The sequence below is a fragment of the bacterium genome, assembly GCA_035454885.1.
Lineage (GTDB): Bacteria > UBA10199 > UBA10199 > JACPAL01.
The window spans coordinates 21,180-41,486 of the sequence record DATIGE010000045.1 but is presented as its reverse complement, the minus strand read 5'-3'; the positions used below and the strand labels follow the sequence as shown (position 1 = coordinate 41,486).

Annotated in this window: 18 protein-coding genes; 8 read left to right on the top strand and 10 right to left on the bottom strand. The window is 60.8% G+C overall.

The window, feature by feature from the left end; genetic code table 11:
• The first annotated feature begins 420 nt into the window (after window positions 1–420).
• The 4 genes from VLJ37_08260 to VLJ37_08245 are packed head-to-tail and all read left to right on the top strand — an operon-like array spanning window position 421 to window position 4,269.
• A complete protein-coding gene (locus VLJ37_08260; GenBank protein HSA59663.1) occupies window positions 421–1,347 on the top strand; it encodes a hypothetical protein in 927 nt (308 codons plus the stop codon).
• 39 nt (window positions 1,348–1,386) lie between these two features.
• The gene (locus VLJ37_08255) at window positions 1,387–2,022 is read left to right on the top strand and encodes a TetR/AcrR family transcriptional regulator (protein ID HSA59662.1); all 636 of its coding nucleotides are present in this window, start codon (window positions 1,387–1,389) and stop codon (window positions 2,020–2,022) included.
• Window positions 2,019–2,675, top strand: coding sequence for an SRPBCC family protein (locus tag VLJ37_08250; GenBank protein HSA59661.1), 657 nt, complete (start codon window positions 2,019–2,021; stop codon window positions 2,673–2,675). The genes VLJ37_08255 and VLJ37_08250 overlap by 4 nt, the downstream gene beginning before the upstream one ends.
• Before the next feature lie 10 nt (window positions 2,676–2,685).
• Window positions 2,686–4,269 (top strand): acyl-CoA carboxylase subunit beta, encoded by a 1,584-nt coding sequence (locus VLJ37_08245; protein HSA59660.1) that lies wholly within the window; start codon window positions 2,686–2,688, stop codon window positions 4,267–4,269.
• 11 nt (window positions 4,270–4,280) lie between these two features.
• Here the strand turns inward: VLJ37_08245 and VLJ37_08240 are convergent, their stop codons facing one another.
• The 3 genes from VLJ37_08240 to VLJ37_08230 all read right to left on the bottom strand — a co-directional run bounded on the left by VLJ37_08240 (window position 4,281) and on the right by VLJ37_08230 (window position 7,435).
• The gene (locus VLJ37_08240; GenBank protein HSA59659.1) at window positions 4,281–4,886 is read right to left on the bottom strand and encodes a hypothetical protein; all 606 of its coding nucleotides are present in this window, start codon (window positions 4,884–4,886) and stop codon (window positions 4,281–4,283) included.
• Between the two features lie 249 nt (window positions 4,887–5,135).
• Window positions 5,136–5,447 carry a hypothetical protein gene (locus tag VLJ37_08235; GenBank protein ID HSA59658.1) on the bottom strand — a complete coding sequence of 104 codons (312 nt, stop codon included), beginning with the start codon at window positions 5,445–5,447 and terminating at the stop codon, window positions 5,136–5,138.
• Between the two features lie 233 nt (window positions 5,448–5,680).
• The gene (locus VLJ37_08230) at window positions 5,681–7,435 is read right to left on the bottom strand and encodes a DUF4215 domain-containing protein (GenBank protein ID HSA59657.1); all 1,755 of its coding nucleotides are present in this window, start codon (window positions 7,433–7,435) and stop codon (window positions 5,681–5,683) included.
• Window positions 7,436–7,704: 269 nt separating this feature from the next.
• Here VLJ37_08230 and VLJ37_08225 point away from each other — a divergent pair, with 269 nt between their 5' ends.
• Entirely contained in the window at window positions 7,705–8,562 is an 858-nt protein-coding gene (locus VLJ37_08225; protein ID HSA59656.1) for a 3-keto-5-aminohexanoate cleavage protein, read from the top strand.
• On the opposite strand, the gene VLJ37_08220 is transcribed toward VLJ37_08225, so the two are convergent.
• Entirely contained in the window at window positions 8,483–10,834 is a 2,352-nt protein-coding gene (locus tag VLJ37_08220) for a TIGR03960 family B12-binding radical SAM protein (protein HSA59655.1), read from the bottom strand. The genes VLJ37_08225 and VLJ37_08220 overlap by 80 nt on opposite strands.
• Window positions 10,835–10,878: 44 nt before the next feature.
• Between VLJ37_08220 and VLJ37_08215 the strand changes: the two genes are divergently transcribed.
• Window positions 10,879–11,337, top strand: a complete 459-nt coding sequence (locus VLJ37_08215) for a cupin domain-containing protein (protein ID HSA59654.1) — start codon at window positions 10,879–10,881, stop codon at window positions 11,335–11,337.
• Complete coding sequence (gene pyrE, locus VLJ37_08210; GenBank protein ID HSA59653.1) at window positions 11,324–11,947, top strand: orotate phosphoribosyltransferase; 624 nt, start codon at window positions 11,324–11,326, stop codon at window positions 11,945–11,947. Before VLJ37_08215 ends, pyrE begins: the two co-directional genes overlap by 14 nt.
• A 7-nt stretch (window positions 11,948–11,954) precedes the next feature.
• Here the strand turns inward: pyrE and VLJ37_08205 are convergent, their stop codons facing one another.
• Complete coding sequence (locus tag VLJ37_08205; protein ID HSA59652.1) at window positions 11,955–12,968, bottom strand: hypothetical protein; 1,014 nt, start codon at window positions 12,966–12,968, stop codon at window positions 11,955–11,957.
• Window positions 12,969–13,005: 37 nt separating this feature from the next.
• Window positions 13,006–13,866, bottom strand: coding sequence for a 3-hydroxybutyryl-CoA dehydrogenase (locus tag VLJ37_08200; GenBank protein ID HSA59651.1), 861 nt, complete (start codon window positions 13,864–13,866; stop codon window positions 13,006–13,008).
• A 102-nt stretch (window positions 13,867–13,968) separates the two neighbouring features.
• Here VLJ37_08200 and VLJ37_08195 point away from each other — a divergent pair, with 102 nt between their 5' ends.
• Complete coding sequence (locus tag VLJ37_08195; GenBank protein ID HSA59650.1) at window positions 13,969–14,814, top strand: L,D-transpeptidase; 846 nt, start codon at window positions 13,969–13,971, stop codon at window positions 14,812–14,814.
• 33 nt (window positions 14,815–14,847) lie between these two features.
• Here the strand turns inward: VLJ37_08195 and ccrA are convergent, their stop codons facing one another.
• The 4 genes from ccrA to VLJ37_08175 form a co-directional block, all read right to left on the bottom strand.
• On the bottom strand, window positions 14,848–16,125 hold the full coding sequence (gene ccrA / locus VLJ37_08190) for a crotonyl-CoA carboxylase/reductase (GenBank protein HSA59649.1): 1,278 nt from the start codon (window positions 16,123–16,125) through the stop codon (window positions 14,848–14,850).
• 111 nt (window positions 16,126–16,236) lie between these two features.
• Entirely contained in the window at window positions 16,237–18,192 is a 1,956-nt protein-coding gene (locus VLJ37_08185) for a protein meaA (protein HSA59648.1), read from the bottom strand.
• 35 nt (window positions 18,193–18,227) lie between these two features.
• The gene (locus VLJ37_08180; protein HSA59647.1) at window positions 18,228–19,325 is read right to left on the bottom strand and encodes a hypothetical protein; all 1,098 of its coding nucleotides are present in this window, start codon (window positions 19,323–19,325) and stop codon (window positions 18,228–18,230) included.
• 76 nt (window positions 19,326–19,401) lie between these two features.
• Window positions 19,402–20,157, bottom strand: a complete 756-nt coding sequence (locus VLJ37_08175) for a hypothetical protein (protein HSA59646.1) — start codon at window positions 20,155–20,157, stop codon at window positions 19,402–19,404.
• Window positions 20,158–20,307 lie beyond the last annotated feature (150 nt).

Here is a 20,307-nt window from a genome sequence, read left to right as displayed (position 1 = left end):
CTGGAGGGAAGGGGCGATCGCCTGGGGAAGAAGGGTTGGGAAGGTGACGGTCATAGAAGTTCTCCTTGCTTGTGCGTCGTTAGCGATCGTCCCGAGGGAGCAAGAGTTGTTGCACGCGTGTGGTCGACGGCGAGTTTTGTGAGAATGGATAGGAAGGGATGAAAGAGATCATCGCGAAGAGGATGGGGTTGTCCTAGACCAAACAACACGAAAGTCATCATCTTCTTCCCCCAGGAAATACGCGCTCCAGCCTTGCGGCGGTAATTTCAGCGGACAGAGCCTCCTGATGGCTTCTTCAAGGGCTTGCGTGATTTGCCCGACGTAATCATTCTCAAAAAACTGTCCAAAGTTGGCGCGAAAGGGGCAAGCAGTAATCAATGTGTCTTTCTGGGCTTCCGGGGGCCTGGAGGGCCCTCGGCGTTGAAGAGGCCGCAACTCAACGGGGCGCTTGACGATGACGGGGCCATGATCGGAAGCCCCGTCCCAGCCGCCTCTCAACTCGTCTCCTACGTGGTGGGCCTCTCCGCCAGCTATGGAGCCCTCTGCGACCTGCGGGGGGAGGCGATCGATCCGGCTTTTCGCGCGCCCGCCGGCGAGGTTCTGGGGACGGTCGGCCGGAGTTTTGCCTTTCAAGAACCGATCATCGACTATCGTGCCGGCGGGATGACGCGCGTTCGAAGTCATCGCGAGATCGCGCGATATATCGAGGAGGCCGCCCCGTTGTACGCCGGTCATTGGCAAGAGATTTTGTACCGATCGGACGATCTGCAACGGAAGCTCTGGCCGCAGATCGAGGCGGCGGCCAAGGGGTTCGTCCGGGCCGGTTACGACACCTACGGGGACGCGGTCGTCTCCGGAGCGTGGGCGGCGGAGGCTCTCAAGGTGGGGATGGAGATTGCCCGGCGAAAAACGCTCGAGGCGCCGGAGCCCGTAGCGCCCCTTCCCCCGAACATGGCCCATTTGGGCTTGATGGTGGAACTCCTGAAAAAGTCCCTGGCCCAAGGCGACTTGGAGGACGCCCGGGTGCGGATCGAGTCCGTCCGCAGGCAAAGCTCCGGCGCGGCGATTCATCACTTCGAGGGCTATTTTCAAGCCCTGGCCCGGTTCTATTCCGAAACCCCCCTCGACAGCCGGATTCGGGATGTGATGGCCCTGGAACTCGAGGCGTCCGGAAGAAATGAGGCCCTGGGCTTGTTCGTCGAGGAGGTCGGCGATGTCTTGGACCGCTGGCGCCGGTTGAGCCCATGGCAAAGGGTCAAGCAAGGCCGGATGCTTTGGATAGCCCTCCAAGCGTGGCTCCGCTTTCGGCGTCTGAATGCGCGCCTCCGCCCCCGACAAGAAACTTGACATGGTAAGTCATATGATTTAATCAAATGATTACATCATATGAATGAATCCAAGGCCGCCAAGAATCCGAGCCCCGACACCTCCGAGGCCATCCTCCGGGCCGCGACGACCCTCTTCTCCCAAAAGGGGATCAACGGCACGACCACCCGCGAGATCGCGGACCTGGCGGGGGTCAATATCGCCGGCCTGCACTATCACTGGGGCGGGAAGGAAGACCTCCTCAAGGCCGTGTATCAGCGGGTGATCGAAGAATTGATGGGCCTGGTCGCCCGGATCTTCGATAATCCGGCGGCCCATTTGAAAGAAAACATCGAGACGCATCTCGGCCGGTTTCACGACTTTTTCATCGAGAACGCCGAATACGCGCGGATCCTTCTTTACGGCGACCTCGAAAAGCCGACTTTCATCGCCGAGTTGCGCGACCGGTACATCTTGCCGATCGTTCGCCAGGTCTCGGAACAAATGAAGTCGCTCATGAGGGAGAAGAAGATCCGCAAGATCGATCCGGAGGCGATGCTGCTCTCCATGTACGGTTCGCTCCTGGTTCCCTTCGCGGACTTTGCGGCCCAGAAGGCCTGCATGGGCGACACGATCCTGAATAAAAAGATAGCCCAGAGATTTCGAAGGCAGTTCATCGATTCGGTCCTCTCGACGTTAGGATTGGAGGTTCTATGAGAACAGAAACAGGACTCCTCGCGGTGCTCTTCGTGATGGGTGCATCGGCCGTGGACGCCTCGCCCGTCAAGGTCACGCACGATATCCGTTCCGATGGCCCGTCGCAGGTGATCGCGGAGGGCGTTCTCCGCGCCTCCCCGGAAAAGATCTGGTCCCAGATCATCCGGTTCAACGATTACGCGACCTTCATGCCCCACGTCCTGGAGAGTTTCTTCATCACGGAGAAGGGCGTCGAGGGCCTGAAAAACGCGGGGACGAGGAACGCGAACAAGCTCCGCGCCGTGGCGAAGAAATACAAGGTCGCCGTTCCGAGGCGGGAAGGTCAAAAGTGGGGCGGGCTCGTCTTCATGGTTCTCAACACGCCGTTTCCCGTCGAGAACCGCTGGTACGTGATCCGGACCGTCCAGGACGAAACCAAGGCGGCCGAACACAAGTACAAGAGATGCTGGGAACTCGTCACGGGTAACATCGAGTCGGCCCAGGGCTGCTGGACGTTCGTCCCCGGCGTGAATCCGGAGGAGACCGTCAGCCGCTACGATGACCAGGCGGACCCAGGCGGCAACGTCCCCGAGTGGGTGACGCGGATGGGCGCCACGCAGACGATTCCCCAGATGTTCGAAAAGGTCGAAAAACTCGCGCAGTCGATGGACTAAGGAGAGCGTTATGGCGAACCTGAAAGAATTGTCCGAATCCCTCCGGGAAAAACGGGAAAAGGTCCGACAGATGGGCGGGACGGAGGAGGTGGCCCGACAGCACAAGGCCGGGAAGCTCACCGCCCGCGAGCGGGTCGACCTCCTCTTTGACAAGGGGACCTTCGTCGAGTTGGGGATTTTGGGGCACCATCAATCACAGCACCCCTCCATGGAAGGCAAGTACACCCCCGCCGACGGCTGCATCACCGGCTACGGCAAGGTTCAGGGCCGGCTCGTCGCTTGCGCCGCCTATGACTTTACGGTCATGGCCGGCTCGATCGGTTACACGCAGGAACGCAAGGTCGATCGTCTCCGCGAATTGGCGATCCGGGAGAAAATTCCCTTTGTTTGGCTTCTCGATTCGGCAGGGGCCCGAATCCAGGAGCTCGCGGGCTCGCAATTCGCCGAGAGCGGCAAGATGTTCTACGACCAGGTCAAGATGAGCGGGTTCGTCCCGCAGGTGGCCGCCATGATGGGGCCTTGCGCCGCGGGCACCGCCTACGTTCCCGCCCTCGCCGACTTTGTGCCCATGGTGAGGGGGACGAGTTCGATGGCGCTGGCCGGGCCTCCGCTCGTGAAGGTCGTCATCGGAGAGGACATCACGATGGAGGACCTGGGCGGCTCGAAGGTGCATTGCGAGGTGAGCGGCGTCGGCGACCTGGAAGCGGCCGACGACAAGGCGTGCATCCAGGCGATCAAGGAATATCTGAGCTATTTCCCGTCGAATTGCGAGGAAAGGCCGCCGCTCTCAACCGGCGCCGGAGGCGAAGGCTTCGGTTACGATGAGGACATCCCCGACGACCGCGTGGATGAATCCATTCTGAACATCCTGCCCGACAGCCCCAAGAAGCCTTACGACATGAAGGCCGTCATCCAGAAGGTCGTCGACCATGGCCGGTTCTTCGAGATCAAACCAGGCTTCGCGAAAACCATCGTCGTGGGATTGGCGCGCGTCTGCGGCAAACCGGTGGGCATCGTCGCCAACCAGCCGATGGTGATGGGCGGCGTCCTCGACGTCGATTCCGCCGACAAGGCCGCGCGCTTCATCAATCTCTGCGACGCCTTCAACATCCCGCTGCTCTTTCTCCAAGACGTGCCGGGATTCATGGTCGGTTCCAAGGTGGAGAAGCAGGGCATCATTAGACACGGCGCCAAAATGCTTTACGCCGTGTCGCGCGCGAGCGTCCCCAAGCTGACGGTCGTGATCCGAAAGGCCTACGGGGCGGGCTATTACGTGATGTGCGGCAAGGGCTACGAGCCCGACGGCATCGTCGCCTGGCCCTCGGGCGAGATCTCGCTCATGGGGGCGGAGGGAGCGGTGAACATCATCTTCCGGAAGGCGATCGAGGAATCGGACAACCCCGAAGAGACGAGGAAGCAATTGGTGGAGATGTTTCAGAAGGAGATCAGCCTGGAGAAGGCGGCGGGGGCGGCCTACATCGACGACATCATCGACCCGAGGGAGACCAAGCGGTGGATCGTCAGGACATTGGAACTCGCGCAAAACAAGGCCACCCCATGGCCCAAGAAGCGCCATGGGGTGGCTCCGGTTTGATCTTCTTTCTCTTACAGCATGACGCAATTGTTCTGACTCAGGATGTCATCCGCTTCGTTGTGCGTCCCGACGGTCTGGCGCATTCTCCTCCCGCCGGTCGGACCTTGAAAGTGGCAGCCGATGCCGTTGGAGCCGTCGTATCCGCCGCCCGAGCTGCCGCCACCGGGAGGGGGCGGAGGCGTGGGCTCATCCGGCGGGGTGGGATCAACGACAATCTCACCGTCCACGGGCAAGATACCACCGACGGTGGGTTTGTCGCCGCCGCCGGGACCGGGATCGACGAACATGCACGTCTGGGGATCGCCGATCCGGCAACAGAGGTAGGGATTTCCTTGTGAGACCCAACCCGTCGGACAATGAGAATCCGCGCCTTCGTCTTCCGTCGGCGTATCGGTGTCGGATGGCGTATCGGTTTCGGTCGGCGTCCCGGCGACCTCGGGCGACGTGTTTTCCGGGACGATCGTATCGCCGGCCTCATCGGTCACGGCCTCGGGCAACGTTTCCTGTCCGGCCTCGGGCTGCAGTTGCATGTCTCTCAACTGCGCAGGCGACGTCTTGGCGTACGTGCAGCCGAACCCGGCGGCGGCAAACAGGAACAGGACAAATAGCTTCTTCATGACTTCCTCCTGCCGGGATGAAGAGCAAGAGGCGTGCCCAAAGGAGTGCATTGAAAGGACTCAGGTTTTTAGGTTGGATTCAGCTGGCGAGTTAAGCACGAGAAACAATTTGGGGAATAATCAGATGTGGGGCCTTCGGGGCGAGAGCGGTATCTCGCCCCGATATTGGGCGACCATTGGCTTTGCCAATGTGAAGCCCAGGATGGGCGCCCCGCGTCGCAGTTCACGGAGCGCCCCGTTCCTGAGGTCCTATAAGGAGGACACGTGTGCTGTCCTCTCCCTCGCAGACTTTCTCGAAGCGATTTTCTTGGCGCCCGTGCGGCTCGCCCTTTTCTTGGCGCCGGTGCCGCGGATCTTGGAGTGGGGGCCTGATGCGGCGACGGCCCTGGCCACCGACGGCGAGTCCTCGGCATCCCGAGTCGCCCCGGCGGCCTGACGTTTGGCGCCGGTGGCGGCCCTGGCCCAGGACGGCCCCTTGAATCCCAGAAATGAGAAGATTCCCGTCACGATGAGAGCGATCAGGTAGACGAAATAGTTCTTGGCTCCGCGAATGGTGGCCATGAGTCCCCCCTTGTTCCCTTGCAGTTAGCAAATGGAATGCCATGAGGCGTCGTCTGGGGATAAGTCGCTAACCTACGAATCCATAATATGATTCCCTTGTGATAGACTGTGACCATATATGGTCAAATTTCTGAAATTCCTCGGGATATTTTCAAGATGAGAAAGGGAAGCGTCAAAGGCTTGACGTCCCCCGGAGGGCTTGTTGCGACGTGACAAATTTATGCTGTGATCTCTTAGGGGCCTGTGGGCGTTACGGGCATGTAGTGGTACATTTTGGTGGGCGAGATGTAAAACTGGTAAGCGATCGCCGGTTTGCCCTCCGGGCCATGGACGGGCGAGCAGGCGACTTCGTCCTCGTCGGCCGTGTTGTTCGTGAGATTGTATTCCCCCGACCCGTCCGCGTTGATCCGCCAGATTTCCCAATCCTTCTCCGCGCCGCCGCTTCCATGAGGCTTGTTGGATGCGAAAAAGATGTACTTGCCGTCGTAGGAATAGCACGGATGCGCGTCCTTGGCCTCGCCGCTTCTGTCCGTGATCTGCGTCTGATGCTCGCAACGGTAGGTCTTGACCGGGATGCTGGTCGTCGACGTGGTTACGCCTGAAGGGAAGCAGACTTGTGTTCCCATGACGGAGGAGCAGCTCTGCGAAAAACCCGTTGGCATCGTGAAGTCGACGGTGGTCGCCGAAACCTTGAAATCGCAGGACCAAATGTCGCCGTCGCGGACAAACAGCAGCTTGTCGCTCCCGACGGCGAACGACGGGTCGGTCTCGTCGGTCCCATCAAAGTTAATGCCTTCGATCTTAACGGTTAATCCCAAATCCTGGGACGGATCGGTGGCATAAAGATCGTACTTTTCGTCGCCATCCTTACGGGAAAAGACGAGGTGGCCGTCTTTGGACCACGTGACCTCATTGAAGTCGAGCGTGCCTTGGGCGTTGTTGGGGACAAGGATCCTCGAATTCGCAGGGCCGATGTTTTCGGGATTGGTGCCCATGCGGATTTGCTTCACGAAAAATTGATTCTTGGACGGCTCTTCGTCGGACGGCGCGTTTTCCTTCGTGCACAGGTCGCTGCAGCCGTCGCCCGATGTCGTGTTGCCGTCGTCGCACTGTTCGTAGCCTTCCCGGATGTTGTTGCCGCAGACGGGAATCTGACCGGCGAGGAAGGCGAACTTGTTCCCATTCTGGCTCCATTTCAGATACCGAGGAATGTAATCTCCGCTTCCGTCGTCGTTCGCGTCGAGATCGAGACTATAACTTAAGGCGGGCGGGGAGGCGACGATGTCATAGATGCCCGTGGTACCTCCCAGCGGGACGGGAATGATGAGCAACATGACCATGCCAAAAAAGTCCGAGGCGATTTTCGTGCCATCATGATTGAACGTGGGCCCGCCTTGGAATTTCCAGATGAATGATTCCTTGGCGTTCTTCGTAATTTGAAGGGGTGCGGCCCCTCCCGCACAGTCGTTGGCGAGAAAGAGGTTTTCGGCCGCCGAACCCACGCGGTCGGAAACGAAGGCGTACCGGTTGCAATAAGTCTTCTCCGGGGGCGGAATCGCGGCGCAGGCGCTGGGGACCCCCGTGCAGGTATAGCCGGTTTCCACGGTGCAATCGGCGGCGCAACCGTCGGAGCCGGCGACGTTCCCGTCGTCACAGCCCTCCCCCGGGTCGAGGCTCCCGTCGCCGCAGGCGGTCGGGGGAGTTCCGGTGCCGCCGGTGGTCGTTTCACCACTGCCGCCCCCTGATGTCGTGCCACCCGTGGTCGCCCCTCCTGTCGTTGTCTCTCCCGTCGGCGTGATGACTTCTTCTTTTTCTCCCGCACCGGCCGTCGGGCCGGAGGTGTCACCGGTGGGAGGGGTCTTGGTGGTGCCCGATGCCTTGATCGTGGCCTCGTCGGGGGAACCGGCGCAGCCCCCGGCGCCCAAAACCAATGACGCGACGACGGGCAGCCAGAGGGCGCAGACCACAAGACTCAAGATTTTTTTCATGGAACTCCTCCCACTCCGGGCAGTAGCAAGATGAGTGCCATAAAATCCGGCGCGGTCGATAAGGCCTAATCCGTTGAAATAAGAGGTCTTTTTTTTACGCACCCCATTTCGACCCGGTGTGATTTTCACTCTCAAAACGATCAGTTTATCATTATGATAATTACAAAGGGTTCGTGTCGGTTTGATTGACCTGCCGGGCCGAGCCCGGGTATGTGTTGTCACACACCCTTCGGGTGCGGTTCATCTTTTGATTTCCGGAGGATTTCATCGTGGCCCCCAAGACCATCATCACCTGCGCCCTCACGGGCGTGCTCGCCAAAAAGGAACAATGCCCGGCGATTCCTTATTCGCCGGCGGAGATCGCCGAGGAGGCCAAGCGGGCCTACGACGCGGGAGCGGCGGTGGTTCATATCCACGCGCGCACGCCGGAAGGAGGGCCGAGTTGGGAGTCCAAGGTGTTCGGCGAGATCAAGGCCGAGATCCGAAAGCGTTGTCCCGTCATCCTGAACTTTTCATCGGGTGGGATCGGCCTGCCGATTCAGGAGCGGACGGTCCACATTACGGACCATAAGCCGGAGATCGGGGCCCTCAACATGGGGTCGATGAACTACGCGATCTATTCCAGGAAGAACAAAAAATTCTACCACGACTTCGTGTTCGCCAACCCGTTCGGCGACATCCAGTACTGCCTCGACCGCATCAACGAGGCGGGCGCCTTGCCGGAACTGGAATGTTTCGACGTCGGGCACACCGCCAACGCCGTGCCGTTCATCGACATGGGTGTCTTGAAGACCCCGGCCCATTTTTCGCTGATCCTGGGCGTTCTCGGCGGCATCCCCACCAAGGCCGGAAATCTCGCCTGCATGGCCAGCAATCTCCCCGAGGGTTCGCATTGGGAAGTGATCGGGATCGGGCGCGATCAATGGCGATTGATCGACGAGGCGCTGGCGTTGAACGGCGACATCCGCGTGGGCCTCGAAGACAATTTCTACCTTCCGAACGGCGAGATGGCGAAATCGAACGGTGATTTGGTGGCGGCGGCGGTCCTCAAGGTTCGAGAGAGGGGGAGAACGCCGGCGACGGTTCAGGACGCGCGGGCGGCCTTGCATTTGCCGGGACCTGGCTGACGGTGGCGACGAGAAAGCCCTCCGGCAGTTCGCGGTTCAGGCGGGAACGGATTTCCTCCGGGTCCACCGCGGCGTCCAACTCCAGTTTGAATTCCTGGTCGAACATCTCCTTGCCCACCGGCATGCCGGGTCCAAAGGAAATGCGCGGCTGCGGATGGAAGCCCTGGCTGAAGCGAACCGGAAGATCCCCCCGCGAGACGGCGCGGCGCAGGGTGTCGACGAATTCGAGGTGGCTCAAGAACGCGCCGGGGCCGGTTTTGGAGAAGGTGCAGGTGTAGGAAACGGTGTTTCCGGGTAGGGGCGCCAGGCCTGGCGCCCCTGCAACCGGGGTCCTTTTCTCAATGCTTGTTCGAAAATTCGCCACGATGTCCTTCAACGGCTCGATCTGATACAGCCTGACCTCCGTCGTCGTCTTCTTCTTCACGGCCTTGCCCTGGTCGTTCAGGACCGGCTGTTCATAAGAGCGGTTTCGGACTTCGGAATAGTCGCAGACACCGCAGGACGTGCAGGTCCCCGTTGAACAGTCGGCGATGAATTCCGTCTTGAGCGACGCCTGCCACTCCTCCCAGAGCCAGTCCTTCTTCATCTCCACGAAGAGATGGTCCCACGGAAGGATCTCGTCCCGCGTTCTTTCGCGTTCGACATAGAAGGCCGGGTCGATTCCCAGTTCCGTCCAAGCCTCCTTCCATTTCTCGTAACGCAGGCCCTCGTCCCACTCGTCGAAGCGGCAGCCCTTTTCCCAGGCCCGGAGGACGAGACTCGAGAGGCGCCTGTCGCCCCGGGAGAAGACACCTTCCAGGTAGCTCGTCTCGGGCTTGTGGGGCTTCAGGTTCAGGCGCCGCGAGCGGAGGCGCGACCGGAGGAGGTCGAGCTTGCGGTGACATTCCGCCAGGGGGATCTGCGGGGCCCACTGGTAGGGCGTGAACGGCTTGGGCACAAAGGGGGAGACGCCCAGGTTGATCTCGGCGCGGCGGTTGTGCTGGAGGCCGATGCCCAATGTCTTTTTGCCCAACTCCGCGATGGCCGCGACGTCCTCGTCGGTCTCGGTGGGCAGCCCGATCATGAAGTAGAACTTCATGAGGCTCCAGCCGTTGGAGAAGACGGTCTTGGCCGTCGTCAGGAGGTTTTCCTCGGAGTTGCCCTTATTAATCACGTTCCGCATCCGCTCGGTCGCCGCCTCCGGGGCGATGGTGAATCCGGTCTTCCGGACGCGCTTGATCTCCATCATCATGGCCTCGGTCAGTTGCTCCACGCGCGTGGCCGGGAGCGAAACGCCGACTTTCTTCGGTCCGTGCTCGTCCATGAGGTCCTTGAGGAGCGGGGTCACGCAGTCGTAGTCGCCGATGGAGAGGGAGACCAGGCTCACGTCCTCGAGGCCGGTCGCCGCCAGCTGATTCCGCACGATCCTCTTGACGGTTTCCGGCGATCGCTGGCGCTCGGGGCGGTAGATGTAGCCCGCCTGGCAGAACCGGCAGCCGCGCGTGCACCCGCGCTGGACCTCGACGCCGATCCGGTCGTGGATCACCTTGGTATGGGGGACGATGGGCGTGTCGGGAAAGTAAGCGGCGTTCAGGTCGGAGACGGTGCGCTTCCTGACGCCGGCGTAGCCTTCGAGAAGGGGACGGATCTCGCGGACCGTGCCGTCGCCGTTGTAGAAGACGTCGAAGAAAGAGGGGACGTAGACGCCCGGGATCCGCGCCAATCGTTTCAACAATTCGGGCCTATTGGTTTTGAACGTCTTGACCGCCTCGCAGACCTCGAGAATCGCCTCTTCGCCGTCGCCCACGACGATGGCGTCGAAGAACTCGGCGACCGGCTCCGGATTGAAGGCGCCCGTGCCGCCCCCCAGGATCAAGGGGTCAGACGCATCCCGGTCCTTGGCGAAGAACGGGATTTTCGCCAGGTCGAGCAGCGTCAGAATGTTCGTGTAGGTGAGTTCGTAAGGGATCGAGATGCCGAAGACGTCGAATCGACGGACGGGCTCGGAGGATTCGAGCGTCGTGAGCGGCAGGTCGTGCTCACGCATCTTGGCCTCCATGTCGGTCCAGGGGGCGTAGACGCGCTCGCAGGCGATGTCCGGCCGGTCGTTCAGGAGGTGGTAGAGGACCGACAGGCCGATGTTGCTCATGCCGATCTCGTAGGTGTCCGGGTAGCAGAGCGCGACCTTGACGTCGACGCGCGCAAGGTCCTTCTTGACCGCATTCTTCTCGTTGCCGAGGTAGCGCGATGGCTTGCGGACCTCGGGGAGAATTTTTAGGATCTTTTCCTTCATAAATGAGTTGAGGGCGCATGAAAGAATAGTATAGGTCTCGGGTCATGTCCACACTCCGCGCCTTATTCTTCACCGCCTTGTTGATCGCCTCCTCGACGGCGTCCGCGAACGGGGTCTTTGTTCCTCAGGGGAGGACGCTGGAAAAGCTCGATTTGAAACAGTCCCTGAAGGCCCCGGCGTCCGAGGAATGGACGGGGCCCGTGCTGATCAAGAACATCGGAGGAAACGAACACGTCAGCGCCCATCTCGTCTGGATCAGGACCGCGGAAAAGCTCCACACGCATGCCAAGCACGACGCGACCGTGATGCTTCTGAAGGGGCGGGGGACCTTCTGGTTCGGGGGGCAGGAGATCCGCATGAAGGAGGGCGACGTGTTGACGATCACCCGCGGCGTCGTGCACGCGTTCAGGAACGAGTCCAAGAAACCGGCGGCGGTCTACGTGGTCTTCAGTCCTCCTTTCGACGGCAAGGACGTCATCGAGGCCGGTGATGTCGTCCAATAAGATTGCGAAAGTCCTGCTCAAGCTCGGGGCCGTCGCGCTCCGACCCTCGAAACCCTACGTCTGGGCCTCGGGCATCCGCTCTCCCATCTATTGCGACAACCGCCTCCTCCTCTCGCACCCGAAGGAGCGCGACCGCGTGATGGAAGGCTTCCTCAAGCTCGTCAAGAACTTCAAATTCGACGCCGTGGCCGGAATCGCGACGGCGGGCATCCCCCACGCCGCCATCCTGGCCGACCGGCTCGGAGTGCCCATGCTCTACGTGCGCGCGAGCCCCAAGACGCACGGCAAGGGCAACCGGATCGAAGGGCAGGTCCGCAAGGGGGACCGCGTGCTCGTCGTGGAGGACTTGGTCAGCACGGGCCAGTCGAGCCTGGAGGCCGTCCGCGCGCTCCGACAGGCGGGGCTCAAGGCCGACGACTGCGTGGCGATCTTCACATACGGCTTCCCCTTCGCCAAAAACGCGTTTCAGAGGGAGCGCTGCCGGCTTCACACCCTGACGAATTTGCAGGCCCTCCTGGACGAGGCGGAAGAGACGGGACGGATTGCCCCTCAAGATCGCGGCCTGATCGAGAAATTCGCGAAAAATCCCCAGAATTGGTTTTCGGAATAGAGGAAAATCACGGCAGCAGGAGCTTCACGCGGGGATCGTGCTCGCGGCGGACGACCTCGAAGGCTGCGGACCGTTCGGCGGTGACCGTCTTGATCGTCTCCCATCCGGACTTCGTTTTTCCAAAGACCTGGATCTTCGCGGTGGCGTGCTCGGTGTGGTGCGAAAAACGCTCGCCGCCCGCCGGGTCTTGATAGCGGACGGCCATCATGCGTTCGGGGACGGTGTGGAAATCGCCGACGAACATGAGATCATCCGAAATCGTCTCGAAGTGCCAGCGGTCGAGCTCGCCCGCGCTCCGGTTGGTCCACCATTGGACGGGTGAATTGCACCGGTAGAGGCGCCCCTCCCATTGAAAGAAAAGCAGGGTGAGGGGAGGCGATGTCCTGTCCCCCAACCGGATCCGGGCCGAGAGACCGTCGAAGCAGAACGTCGGGTCGTCGAAGGTATTCGCGTTCGCCCAGATCCAAGACTCGCCGTGCTCGGTGCCCCACAGATGCCCTTGATGGGCGGGCATTTGGCCGAAGACCCAGCTCCGGTCGTTCCAGGAAAACTCTCCGGAGAGCGAGGTCGAGAGGTACGGAACCACGAACTTCGTCTTGGGAAAGGCGGTCTTGTACAGCGGTTTGGGAAAGTACCAGAGGGGCTCCGGACGGTCGTGAGGAGGAAATTTCAACTCCCAGGAGACGCGATGGCCGTCCTGTTCGACGGCGCCCCGGCAGCCATCGTCGAAGATCGCCGAAGGCCCGGCGGCGAAATAAAAGACGTCCCTCTCGATGCGGACGTTTTGGAGCGGATACGTTTTTTTGATCGCTGCGTTGCGGGACGGGTCTTTCGCGTCAAAGAGCATCGCCCAGACCGAGGCCTCGGGCGGGCGGTCGATGGATGACAGGATCGTGTAGCGCAGCCAGATCCCCACCGATTGGGCCGTGTCGCAACCCTTGACGTAGTAGACCTCGTAAAACGGCTTTTGGCGGCCGTTCCAGCGGGTGATGTTCGACTTTTCGCGAGGGGATAATGGCATGTGTAGGGGCGAATCTTGTATTCGCCCCTCTTACATATCATTTTTGTTCGGAATAATCATACACCCCGCGCCCGGTTTTACGCCCCAACCAACCCGCCTCGACGTATTTGCGCAGCAACGGGCAGGGCCGGTACTTGTCATCGCCGAGATCGTGATGGAGGACCTCCATGGCCGCGAGGGTCACGTCCAATCCGACGAAGTCTCCCAGGGTGAGGGGGCCCATCGGATGATTGGCGCCGAGCTTCATGCATTCGTCGATCGTCTTGGCGTCCGCGATTCCGTCCTGGAGGACGTAGAAGGCCTCGTTGATGAGCGGGAGGAGGAGGCGGTTGACGGCGAAACCGGCCGAGTCCTTGATCGCCGCCGGCGTCTTGCCGAGGGCCTTCGCGACGTCAAAGACGCTTTGGTAGGAGTCGTCCGAAGTCTGTATCCCTCGAATGATCTCCACCAAGGCCATGAGCGGAACCGGGTTAAAGAAGTGCATGCCGACGAACTTGTCGGGACGCCCGCTTGACGCGGCCAGCAGCGTGATGGAAATCGACGACGTGTTCGTCGCGAAGACGGCCTCTTTCTTGATGGCGCCGTTCAGCTGGGCGAAGAGATCCTTCTTGATCTGGATGTTTTCGGTGACGGCTTCGATGATGAGGTCGCAGTCCTTCAGCTCTTCGAGGCTCGTGCAAACCTTGATGAGTTTCTTGGCGTTCCCGACCTGCTCGGGCGTGACCTTGCCCTTCTCGACCAATCGCCCCCAATTCTTTTCGATCAGCGAGACGCCCTTCCTGGTGCGCTCTTCGCTCACGTCCTTGACCAAGACCTCGAAACCGCTCCAGGAGGCGACCTGGGCGATGCCGTGACCCATGGTGCCGGTGCCGAGGATTCCGATCTTATTGATTTTCATAACGAATCTCCTCTTCTGTTTCTCGTGGAAGGCGTCCGTTGTACTCAGCCGGGTAAAATTAAGTCAACGAAAAACCCGGTTTTTGGTATCATTACCAGTTGTATGAGATGGACCGCCTTCTTGCTCCTGGGTGCGCTGTTCCTGCCCTCGATCGTTTCCGCCGAGAGTTTTTATGCCCGGGAAGCCAAGGCCGAGAGGCTTTCCTGGATGCCCTTTTTGCCCCACGAGGCGATCGAAGCCGCCTTCTCCGACCCCACCGGCGAAGACGTTGAAGAGAATTCCGACTACCGGATCACCATCAACCTGCCGGCCCGGCGGCTCTTTCTTTATGAGATGGGAAAGTTGATCAAGGTCTATCCCGTCGCCGTCGGGTCGAACCGTTACCGCACGCCGGTCGGGCCACGCTATCTCTCCAACGTGACCTGGAACCCGTGGTGGTATCCGCCCCCGTCGGACTGGGCAAAAAACGAAAAACCGACGCCGCCTGGGCCGGGCAACCCCCTGGGACGGGTGAAAATGTCCTTGGGCGGCGACATCTACCTCCACGCGACGAACAAGGAATACACGGTGGGGACCCCCGCCTCGCACGGTTGCATGCGCATGAAGGGAAAGGACGCCGTCGAGCTGGCGTGGTTTTTTCAGTCCAAGTTTTCCGACCAGACCGATGAGACGCTGCGGCCCAAGTACGAGGCCCGCCGCTGGGAGAGCTTTTTCGTGCCTCTCAAGGAAAAGATTCCCGTGGATGTCGTCTATGAGCGCGTGACGGTCCTGGAGGACGCGGTGGTCGTTTACCCCGATATTTACGGCCGGGCCGGCGATCTTGAGGGGCCGGTGCTCAACCAACTCTCAAGCGTCGGCATTCCGGCTTGGGAAGTGGACCCGATGAAGTTGGAGGACTTGAAGCGCCTGCCGAATTCGACGTCGGTTCCGATCGGGGACTTGTTGTAGCACCGGGCGATCACGAGGATCGACCCTACGCCATTATTTCATCTGCGCCTTGATCGTCTCGTCGAGATTCTTCAACCCCTTCTTCTTCGCATTGACCAAGATCGCCATGTTGCCGGCGGGGTGCTTGTTCTCCCGCATGAGCTGATGGCATGTGCCGGTCTCGGCGAATTCGAAGGTCTGAGAGAGGCAAGGGTCGATCTTGTTCGCGAGGACCAGGTCGTTGAATCCCTTGGCCTGGTCGTCGTTGGCGAAGTGCGAACCCTGGAAACGCTTCTGGCGCATCCAGTGGTAGCGGAGGTCGATCGTCGCATTGTAACCGGAGGTGCCGGCGCAGATCACGACCATGCCGCCGGTGTCGCAGACGAAGATGGACGTCGGAACGGTCTCCTCGCCCGGGTGCTCGAAGACGATACGCGGGGACTTCTTTTCGCCCAGCACGTCCCAGATGGCCTTGCCGAAGGACTTCGCGCCCTGGGCCCACTGGTTGTATTTTTCCGTATCCTTCCAGTGCGGGAGCATGCCCCAATGGTTGAAGTTCTTCCGGTTGATGGCGCCCTTGGCGCCGAGCTTTTTGCAGAACTCGATCTTGTCGTCGCCGCCGACCACCGCGATGGGCACGCCTCCGGCCGCCTTGACGATCTGGATCGCCATCGAGCCCAATCCCCCCGTGCCGCCCCAAATCAGGACGACGTCGCCTTCCCGGACCTTGTGCTCGGGCCAGCCGTGGAGCATGCGGTAGGCGGTGGCGCCGACCAGCATGTAGGCCGCGGACTCCTCCCACGAGAGGTGCTTGGGCTTGGGCAGGCACTGGTGGTCTTGAACCTTGGTGAATTGCGCGAAGCTGCCCCAGTTGTTCTCGTAGCCCCAAATGCGGAAGCTCGGGGAATACATCGGGTCGATGCCGGCCTTGACCGACGCCTCGTCCTGTTTCCACTGGCCGCAATGGACGACGACCTCGTCGCCGACCTTGAGGTTCTTCACGGCGCTCCCGACCTTCCAGACGATGCCGGAGGCGTCGCTCCCGCCCACGTGGAAACCGCTCTCGTCCTTCCAGAAGGGATCTTTTGAACGCGGCTTGATGACGTCGACGGGGACGCCCAGGGCGGCCCAGACGTTGTTGTAGTTGACGCCCGCGGCCATGACGTAGACCAGGACCTCGTCCGGTTCGAGGGAGGGAATCTCGACGGCCTCCCGTTGGAAGGCATTCTTGGGCTCGCCGAAACGGTCCTGACGGACCACCTGAGCGTACATCTTCTTGGGGGTCTCGCCCAGGGGGGGGATTTCGCCGAGTTCGTAAATGTCCTTCGCCATGGGGCCTCCTGTTTCCGTTACGTCCATCCTGGCTGGACGTAACAGCCCCCGGGAAGGGGGGCCGAAAAATGAGCTTTCGTGTCTAGTCGAGCGCTGGGGTTCGCGTCAAGGCTAGACCAGGTCGGCGATTTCGGAGAGGATGCGGTTGAGCTCGAAGTCCTTGGGCGTATAGACCCGCGCGACGCCCAGTCTTTGGAGGTATGGCTTGTCGGATTCGGGAATAATGCCGCCGACGACCACCGGGATTTTTCCGAGTCCCGCCTTTTTCATCCTCTCCATGATGTCGGCCAGGAGCTCGTTGTGCGAGCCGGAGAGGATGGAGAGGCCGACAACGTTCGCGCCCTCGTCACGCGCGGCGGCGACGATCTGTTCGGGCGTGAGACGGATGCCCTGGTAGATGACCTCGAAACCGGCGTCGCGCGCGCGCACGGCGATCTGCTCGGCGCCGTTGGAGTGCCCGTCCAGGCCGGGTTTGCCCACGAGCATGCGGATGCGGCCGCCCAATTTTTTGCTTTTATCCTCCACCTTCTGGCGCAGGCCTTTGAAGGCCTCGGCGTTCGGGTCGGCCGATCGCTGGCCGCCCACGCCGGTGGGCGCCCGGTATTCGCCAAAAACCTCGCGGAGGGCGAAGGCCCACTCGCCGGTGGTGACGCCCGCGTGCGCGCACCCGACCGAGGCGGGCATGATGTTCTTGTCGTTCTTGGCCGCGGCCATCAGGTCTTCCAGGGCCTTCTTCACCTTTCCCTCATCCCGCGATTTGCGAAAGGCGTTCAGGCGGTCGATCTGTTGCCGTTCCGCCTTGGGATCGACCTTCATGAACCCGCCGTCCTCGCCGGTCGTGAGGGGGGATTTCTCGGATTCCGCGTAGCAATTGACGCCCACGATCTTGATCTCGCCGGCCTCGATCTTCCGGATCCTCTCCGCGTGGGAGGCGACGAGCGATTGTTTCATATAATCGATGGCCTTGAGGGATCCGCCGAGCAATTCGATCTTTTCGATCTCCTTCTTGGCGCCGGAAACCAACTCGTCCACCTTCGCGTCGACGACCTTCGAGCCGTTGAAGACGTCGCCGTATTCCAGCAGGTCCGTCTCGTAGGCGAGGATCTGCTGCATCCGGAGAGCGAGCTGCTGGTCCCAGGGGCGGGGGAGACCCAGGGCCTCGTTCCAGGCCGGGAGTTGGATGGCGCGCGCGCGCGCGTCCTTGGAGAGGGTGACGGCCAGCATCTCGTAGATGATGCGCGCGATGTTGTTTTCCGGCTGCCTTTCGGTGAGGCCGAGCGAGTTCACCTGCACGCCGTAGCGGAACATCCGGTACTTGGGGTCGTCGACGCCGTAACGGGTCCTGGTGATCTCGTCCCACAGGCGGACAAAGGCCCGCATCTTGCACATCTCCTCCACGAATCGGATGCCGGCGTTGACGAAGTACGAGATGCGTCCGACGACTTTTGAAAAATGCTGCGGCTCGACCTTGCCGGAGGCCTTCACGGCGTCCAGGACCGTGATCGCCGTGCAGAGAGAGAAGGCGATCTCCTGAACGGGCGTCGCCCCCGCCTCTTGAAGGTGGTAGCTGCAGATGTTGATCGGATTCCACTTCGGAACCTGATGGACCGTGAAAGCGATCATGTCGCCGATCAAGCGGAGCGAATGCTCGGGCGGAAAGATGTATGTGCCGCGCGAGAGATACTCCTTGATGATGTCGTTTTGGGTGGTTCCCTGAAGGGCCTTCACGTCGCCGCCCTGGTTTTCCGCAACGGCGATATAAAGAGCGAGCAACCACGCCGCGGTCGCGTTGATCGTCATCGACGTGTTCATCTTTTCCAGCGGAATGCCGTCGAAGAGGGCCGCCATGTCGCCGATGTGGGAGACGGGAACCCCGACCTTGCCCACCTCGCCCTTGGACATGACGTGGTCCGAGTCGTAACCGGTCTGCGTGGGCAGGTCGAAGGCGACGGAGAGACCGGTCTGGCCCTTCGCCAGGTTGGTCTTATAGAGCTCGTTCGAGGCCTTGGCGGACGAGTGTCCGGAATAGGTCCTCATGAGCCATGGAGATTCGCGTTGTGTCGTCATGATGATTTCCAGCTTAGGAAATCATACCCGAAGGGTCAAGGACGGGACGGGGAGCGGGTCGGGGACGGGCGCGAAAAGCGGAGTTTCGTCCGGATCTCGTCGGGCAGGTCCGTCTCCCCGATGACGGCGCTCTTGGGCAGACGGTAGTAGCTCCTTCGGAGGCGAAATTCGTTCCCCTCGATCTCGTGACGGATCTCCGCCAAGGGCACGGCGGCGCTGACCGCGCTCAGATTCCTGTCGCGGAAGCCGTCCGCCACCTTTTCCGTCTCGATCGTGAAGGGGTCCGAGAGGCTGAGCAGCCGGAAGGAGCGACCGAGAAAAGCCGCCTCGGTTCCCAAGCCTTGCAAATTCACGGGCTGGTGTCTGGCATCCTTGCCGGTGATCCGGATTCTGGCGTCGACGGATTCACCGGTGGCGGAGTAAAAGGCGATCATCGAGCGGACGAGACCGGAGAACCAATCCATGGTGAAGTCGGTGCGATGGACCTCCCCATTCGCAAAGAGGGCCACCGAGCGGCCGGCGGTATAAGTGGCGTCGAATTCGAGATAGTGCATGAGCGAATGGTACCAACCGTATCCCAGCACCACGGACTGATTCAAAACCTGCCGGATATGAATCGCCCGGCCGTCCTCGTTGATGAAAAGCCCTCCCTGTCCACGGGACAGGACGGAGAGGTGCCACCGGGAGCGGCTGGGAGAGGCCGGCGAGGAGGGTGCGCGAAAGGGATGATTGAGCCTCATTTCCTTCAGGCGCATTTCGTCGAGGAGGGCCGCAGACAGGGAAAGGCCCGGAAAGGTCGGGGCTCGATGCGGACCGGGAGTCGCCGCCTGGATCCGCGTCGAAGAATCCCTTTGCGGATCCCTTTGGGTCCGACCTTCGATCTCGCGGTAACGCACCGCCAGGGCCTCGGCTTCGTCGTTCAGGCGCCGCATGGAGGAGATGAAGTCCGCCATGTTCAGCGACGACATGCCCACGGATGTTATGCTGGCCCAGCTTGCGGAAATGAGGGGGGCCGAGAGCCCCCCCTGATGGTTGGAAAACAAATTCAGTGCTTCGCTCGCCGGTTGTTCGATGGCCCCGAGATGAATGACCGGACCGAGCGCGCTGACGACGGGGCAATGAATGGGATACATTCTTATCCTTTCCGGTCCTCATCGCATGTCAGTTAGTCTAGTTGCGAGAAAAATGTGACAGAATGGGACAGCGGGGCTACTGTTTCTGGATCAGGAAGCTGACGATGTGCGAGTTCAGGATCCGGGAAAAATAGGTCGGCACGAGCGGTCCGGCGATCGGCTCCTGGATCAATTCGAACGACGGAGGAAAGTATCGGCCCAGCATTTGAAGAATGACCTCCAAGTCGCCGGCTGTCTGGTAAGGGCAAAAATCCTCCTGCCAGAGAAACAGGCCGCCCGGGACGAGATTTTCCGACAACGTATCCAGCAAGACGTCATAGATAAGATTCGGGTGAAACGCGAGGATCAGGTCCGCGCGCAGGTTGCGGACATTTTTGAGTTCCCCCGACGATCCGAACCGGTAATCCGCCCGATGGTCTCCCCAGTCCAATCCTTCGTAGAAAGGGAGACTTTCCTCTCTCATGTCCCTGTCAAACAGGGTCAGCTGTGACGGCCTCCCGAACCGGCTTTGGATGCGATCTATCAGCCGGCGCGCGTAAAGTGGGTCGATTTTCGAGGGGCCGGGACCGAAGAGGGCCACATGCGGCGATCGCTCCGAAGAGAAGGGAAAAGATTCCAGGATCCGCTCCTCCGTCCTCTCCAGGTCGGGTCCGGCGTCCATGACAGGATAGGTATCCGCGGGACTGTAGAGCGTTGAAGCCTCATGGGCTTTGACCGTCTCGGACATGCCGGCCGTGAGATAGCGGACGGATCCAACCCCCAGATTGGGAAAGACGCCCGTTTGAGCGACGTTGGTCCACGAAAAGGCGGGTGCCGGGGGGATGGCGGACATGTTCAGCTCCTCATCAAATCTTTAAGCCTGATCGCACCGAAGACCGGAGGGCTTCGGTGTGGGGGCGCCCTATATCGCGGTGTGCCGGCAAAGGTTGCGATTTCTCAGAATGATAAGAATTATCAAAATGAGAGAATAAATCCGGACTTT

Excerpts from the sequence above, each read along its gene's own strand:
- VLJ37_08255 (HSA59662.1), top strand. The coding sequence starts at position 1,387 with ATGAATGAATCCAAGGCCGCCAAGAATCCGAGCCCCGACACCTCCGAG.
- VLJ37_08250 (HSA59661.1), top strand. The coding sequence starts at position 2,019 with ATGAGAACAGAAACAGGACTCCTCGCGGTGCTCTTCGTGATGGGTGCA.
- VLJ37_08245 (HSA59660.1), top strand. The coding sequence starts at position 2,686 with ATGGCGAACCTGAAAGAATTGTCCGAATCCCTCCGGGAAAAACGGGAA.
- VLJ37_08240 (HSA59659.1), bottom strand. The coding sequence starts at position 4,886 with ATGAAGAAGCTATTTGTCCTGTTCCTGTTTGCCGCCGCCGGGTTCGGC.
- VLJ37_08235 (HSA59658.1), bottom strand. The coding sequence starts at position 5,447 with ATGGCCACCATTCGCGGAGCCAAGAACTATTTCGTCTACCTGATCGCT.
- VLJ37_08230 (HSA59657.1), bottom strand. The coding sequence starts at position 7,435 with ATGAAAAAAATCTTGAGTCTTGTGGTCTGCGCCCTCTGGCTGCCCGTC.
- VLJ37_08220 (HSA59655.1), bottom strand. The coding sequence starts at position 10,834 with ATGAAGGAAAAGATCCTAAAAATTCTCCCCGAGGTCCGCAAGCCATCG.
- VLJ37_08215 (HSA59654.1), top strand. The coding sequence starts at position 10,879 with ATGTCCACACTCCGCGCCTTATTCTTCACCGCCTTGTTGATCGCCTCC.
- pyrE (HSA59653.1), top strand. The coding sequence starts at position 11,324 with ATGTCGTCCAATAAGATTGCGAAAGTCCTGCTCAAGCTCGGGGCCGTC.
- VLJ37_08205 (HSA59652.1), bottom strand. The coding sequence starts at position 12,968 with ATGCCATTATCCCCTCGCGAAAAGTCGAACATCACCCGCTGGAACGGC.
- VLJ37_08200 (HSA59651.1), bottom strand. The coding sequence starts at position 13,866 with ATGAAAATCAATAAGATCGGAATCCTCGGCACCGGCACCATGGGTCAC.
- VLJ37_08195 (HSA59650.1), top strand. The coding sequence starts at position 13,969 with ATGAGATGGACCGCCTTCTTGCTCCTGGGTGCGCTGTTCCTGCCCTCG.
- ccrA (HSA59649.1), bottom strand. The coding sequence starts at position 16,125 with ATGGCGAAGGACATTTACGAACTCGGCGAAATCCCCCCCCTGGGCGAG.
- VLJ37_08185 (HSA59648.1), bottom strand. The coding sequence starts at position 18,192 with ATGACGACACAACGCGAATCTCCATGGCTCATGAGGACCTATTCCGGA.
- VLJ37_08180 (HSA59647.1), bottom strand. The coding sequence starts at position 19,325 with ATGTATCCCATTCATTGCCCCGTCGTCAGCGCGCTCGGTCCGGTCATT.
- VLJ37_08175 (HSA59646.1), bottom strand. The coding sequence starts at position 20,157 with ATGTCCGCCATCCCCCCGGCACCCGCCTTTTCGTGGACCAACGTCGCT.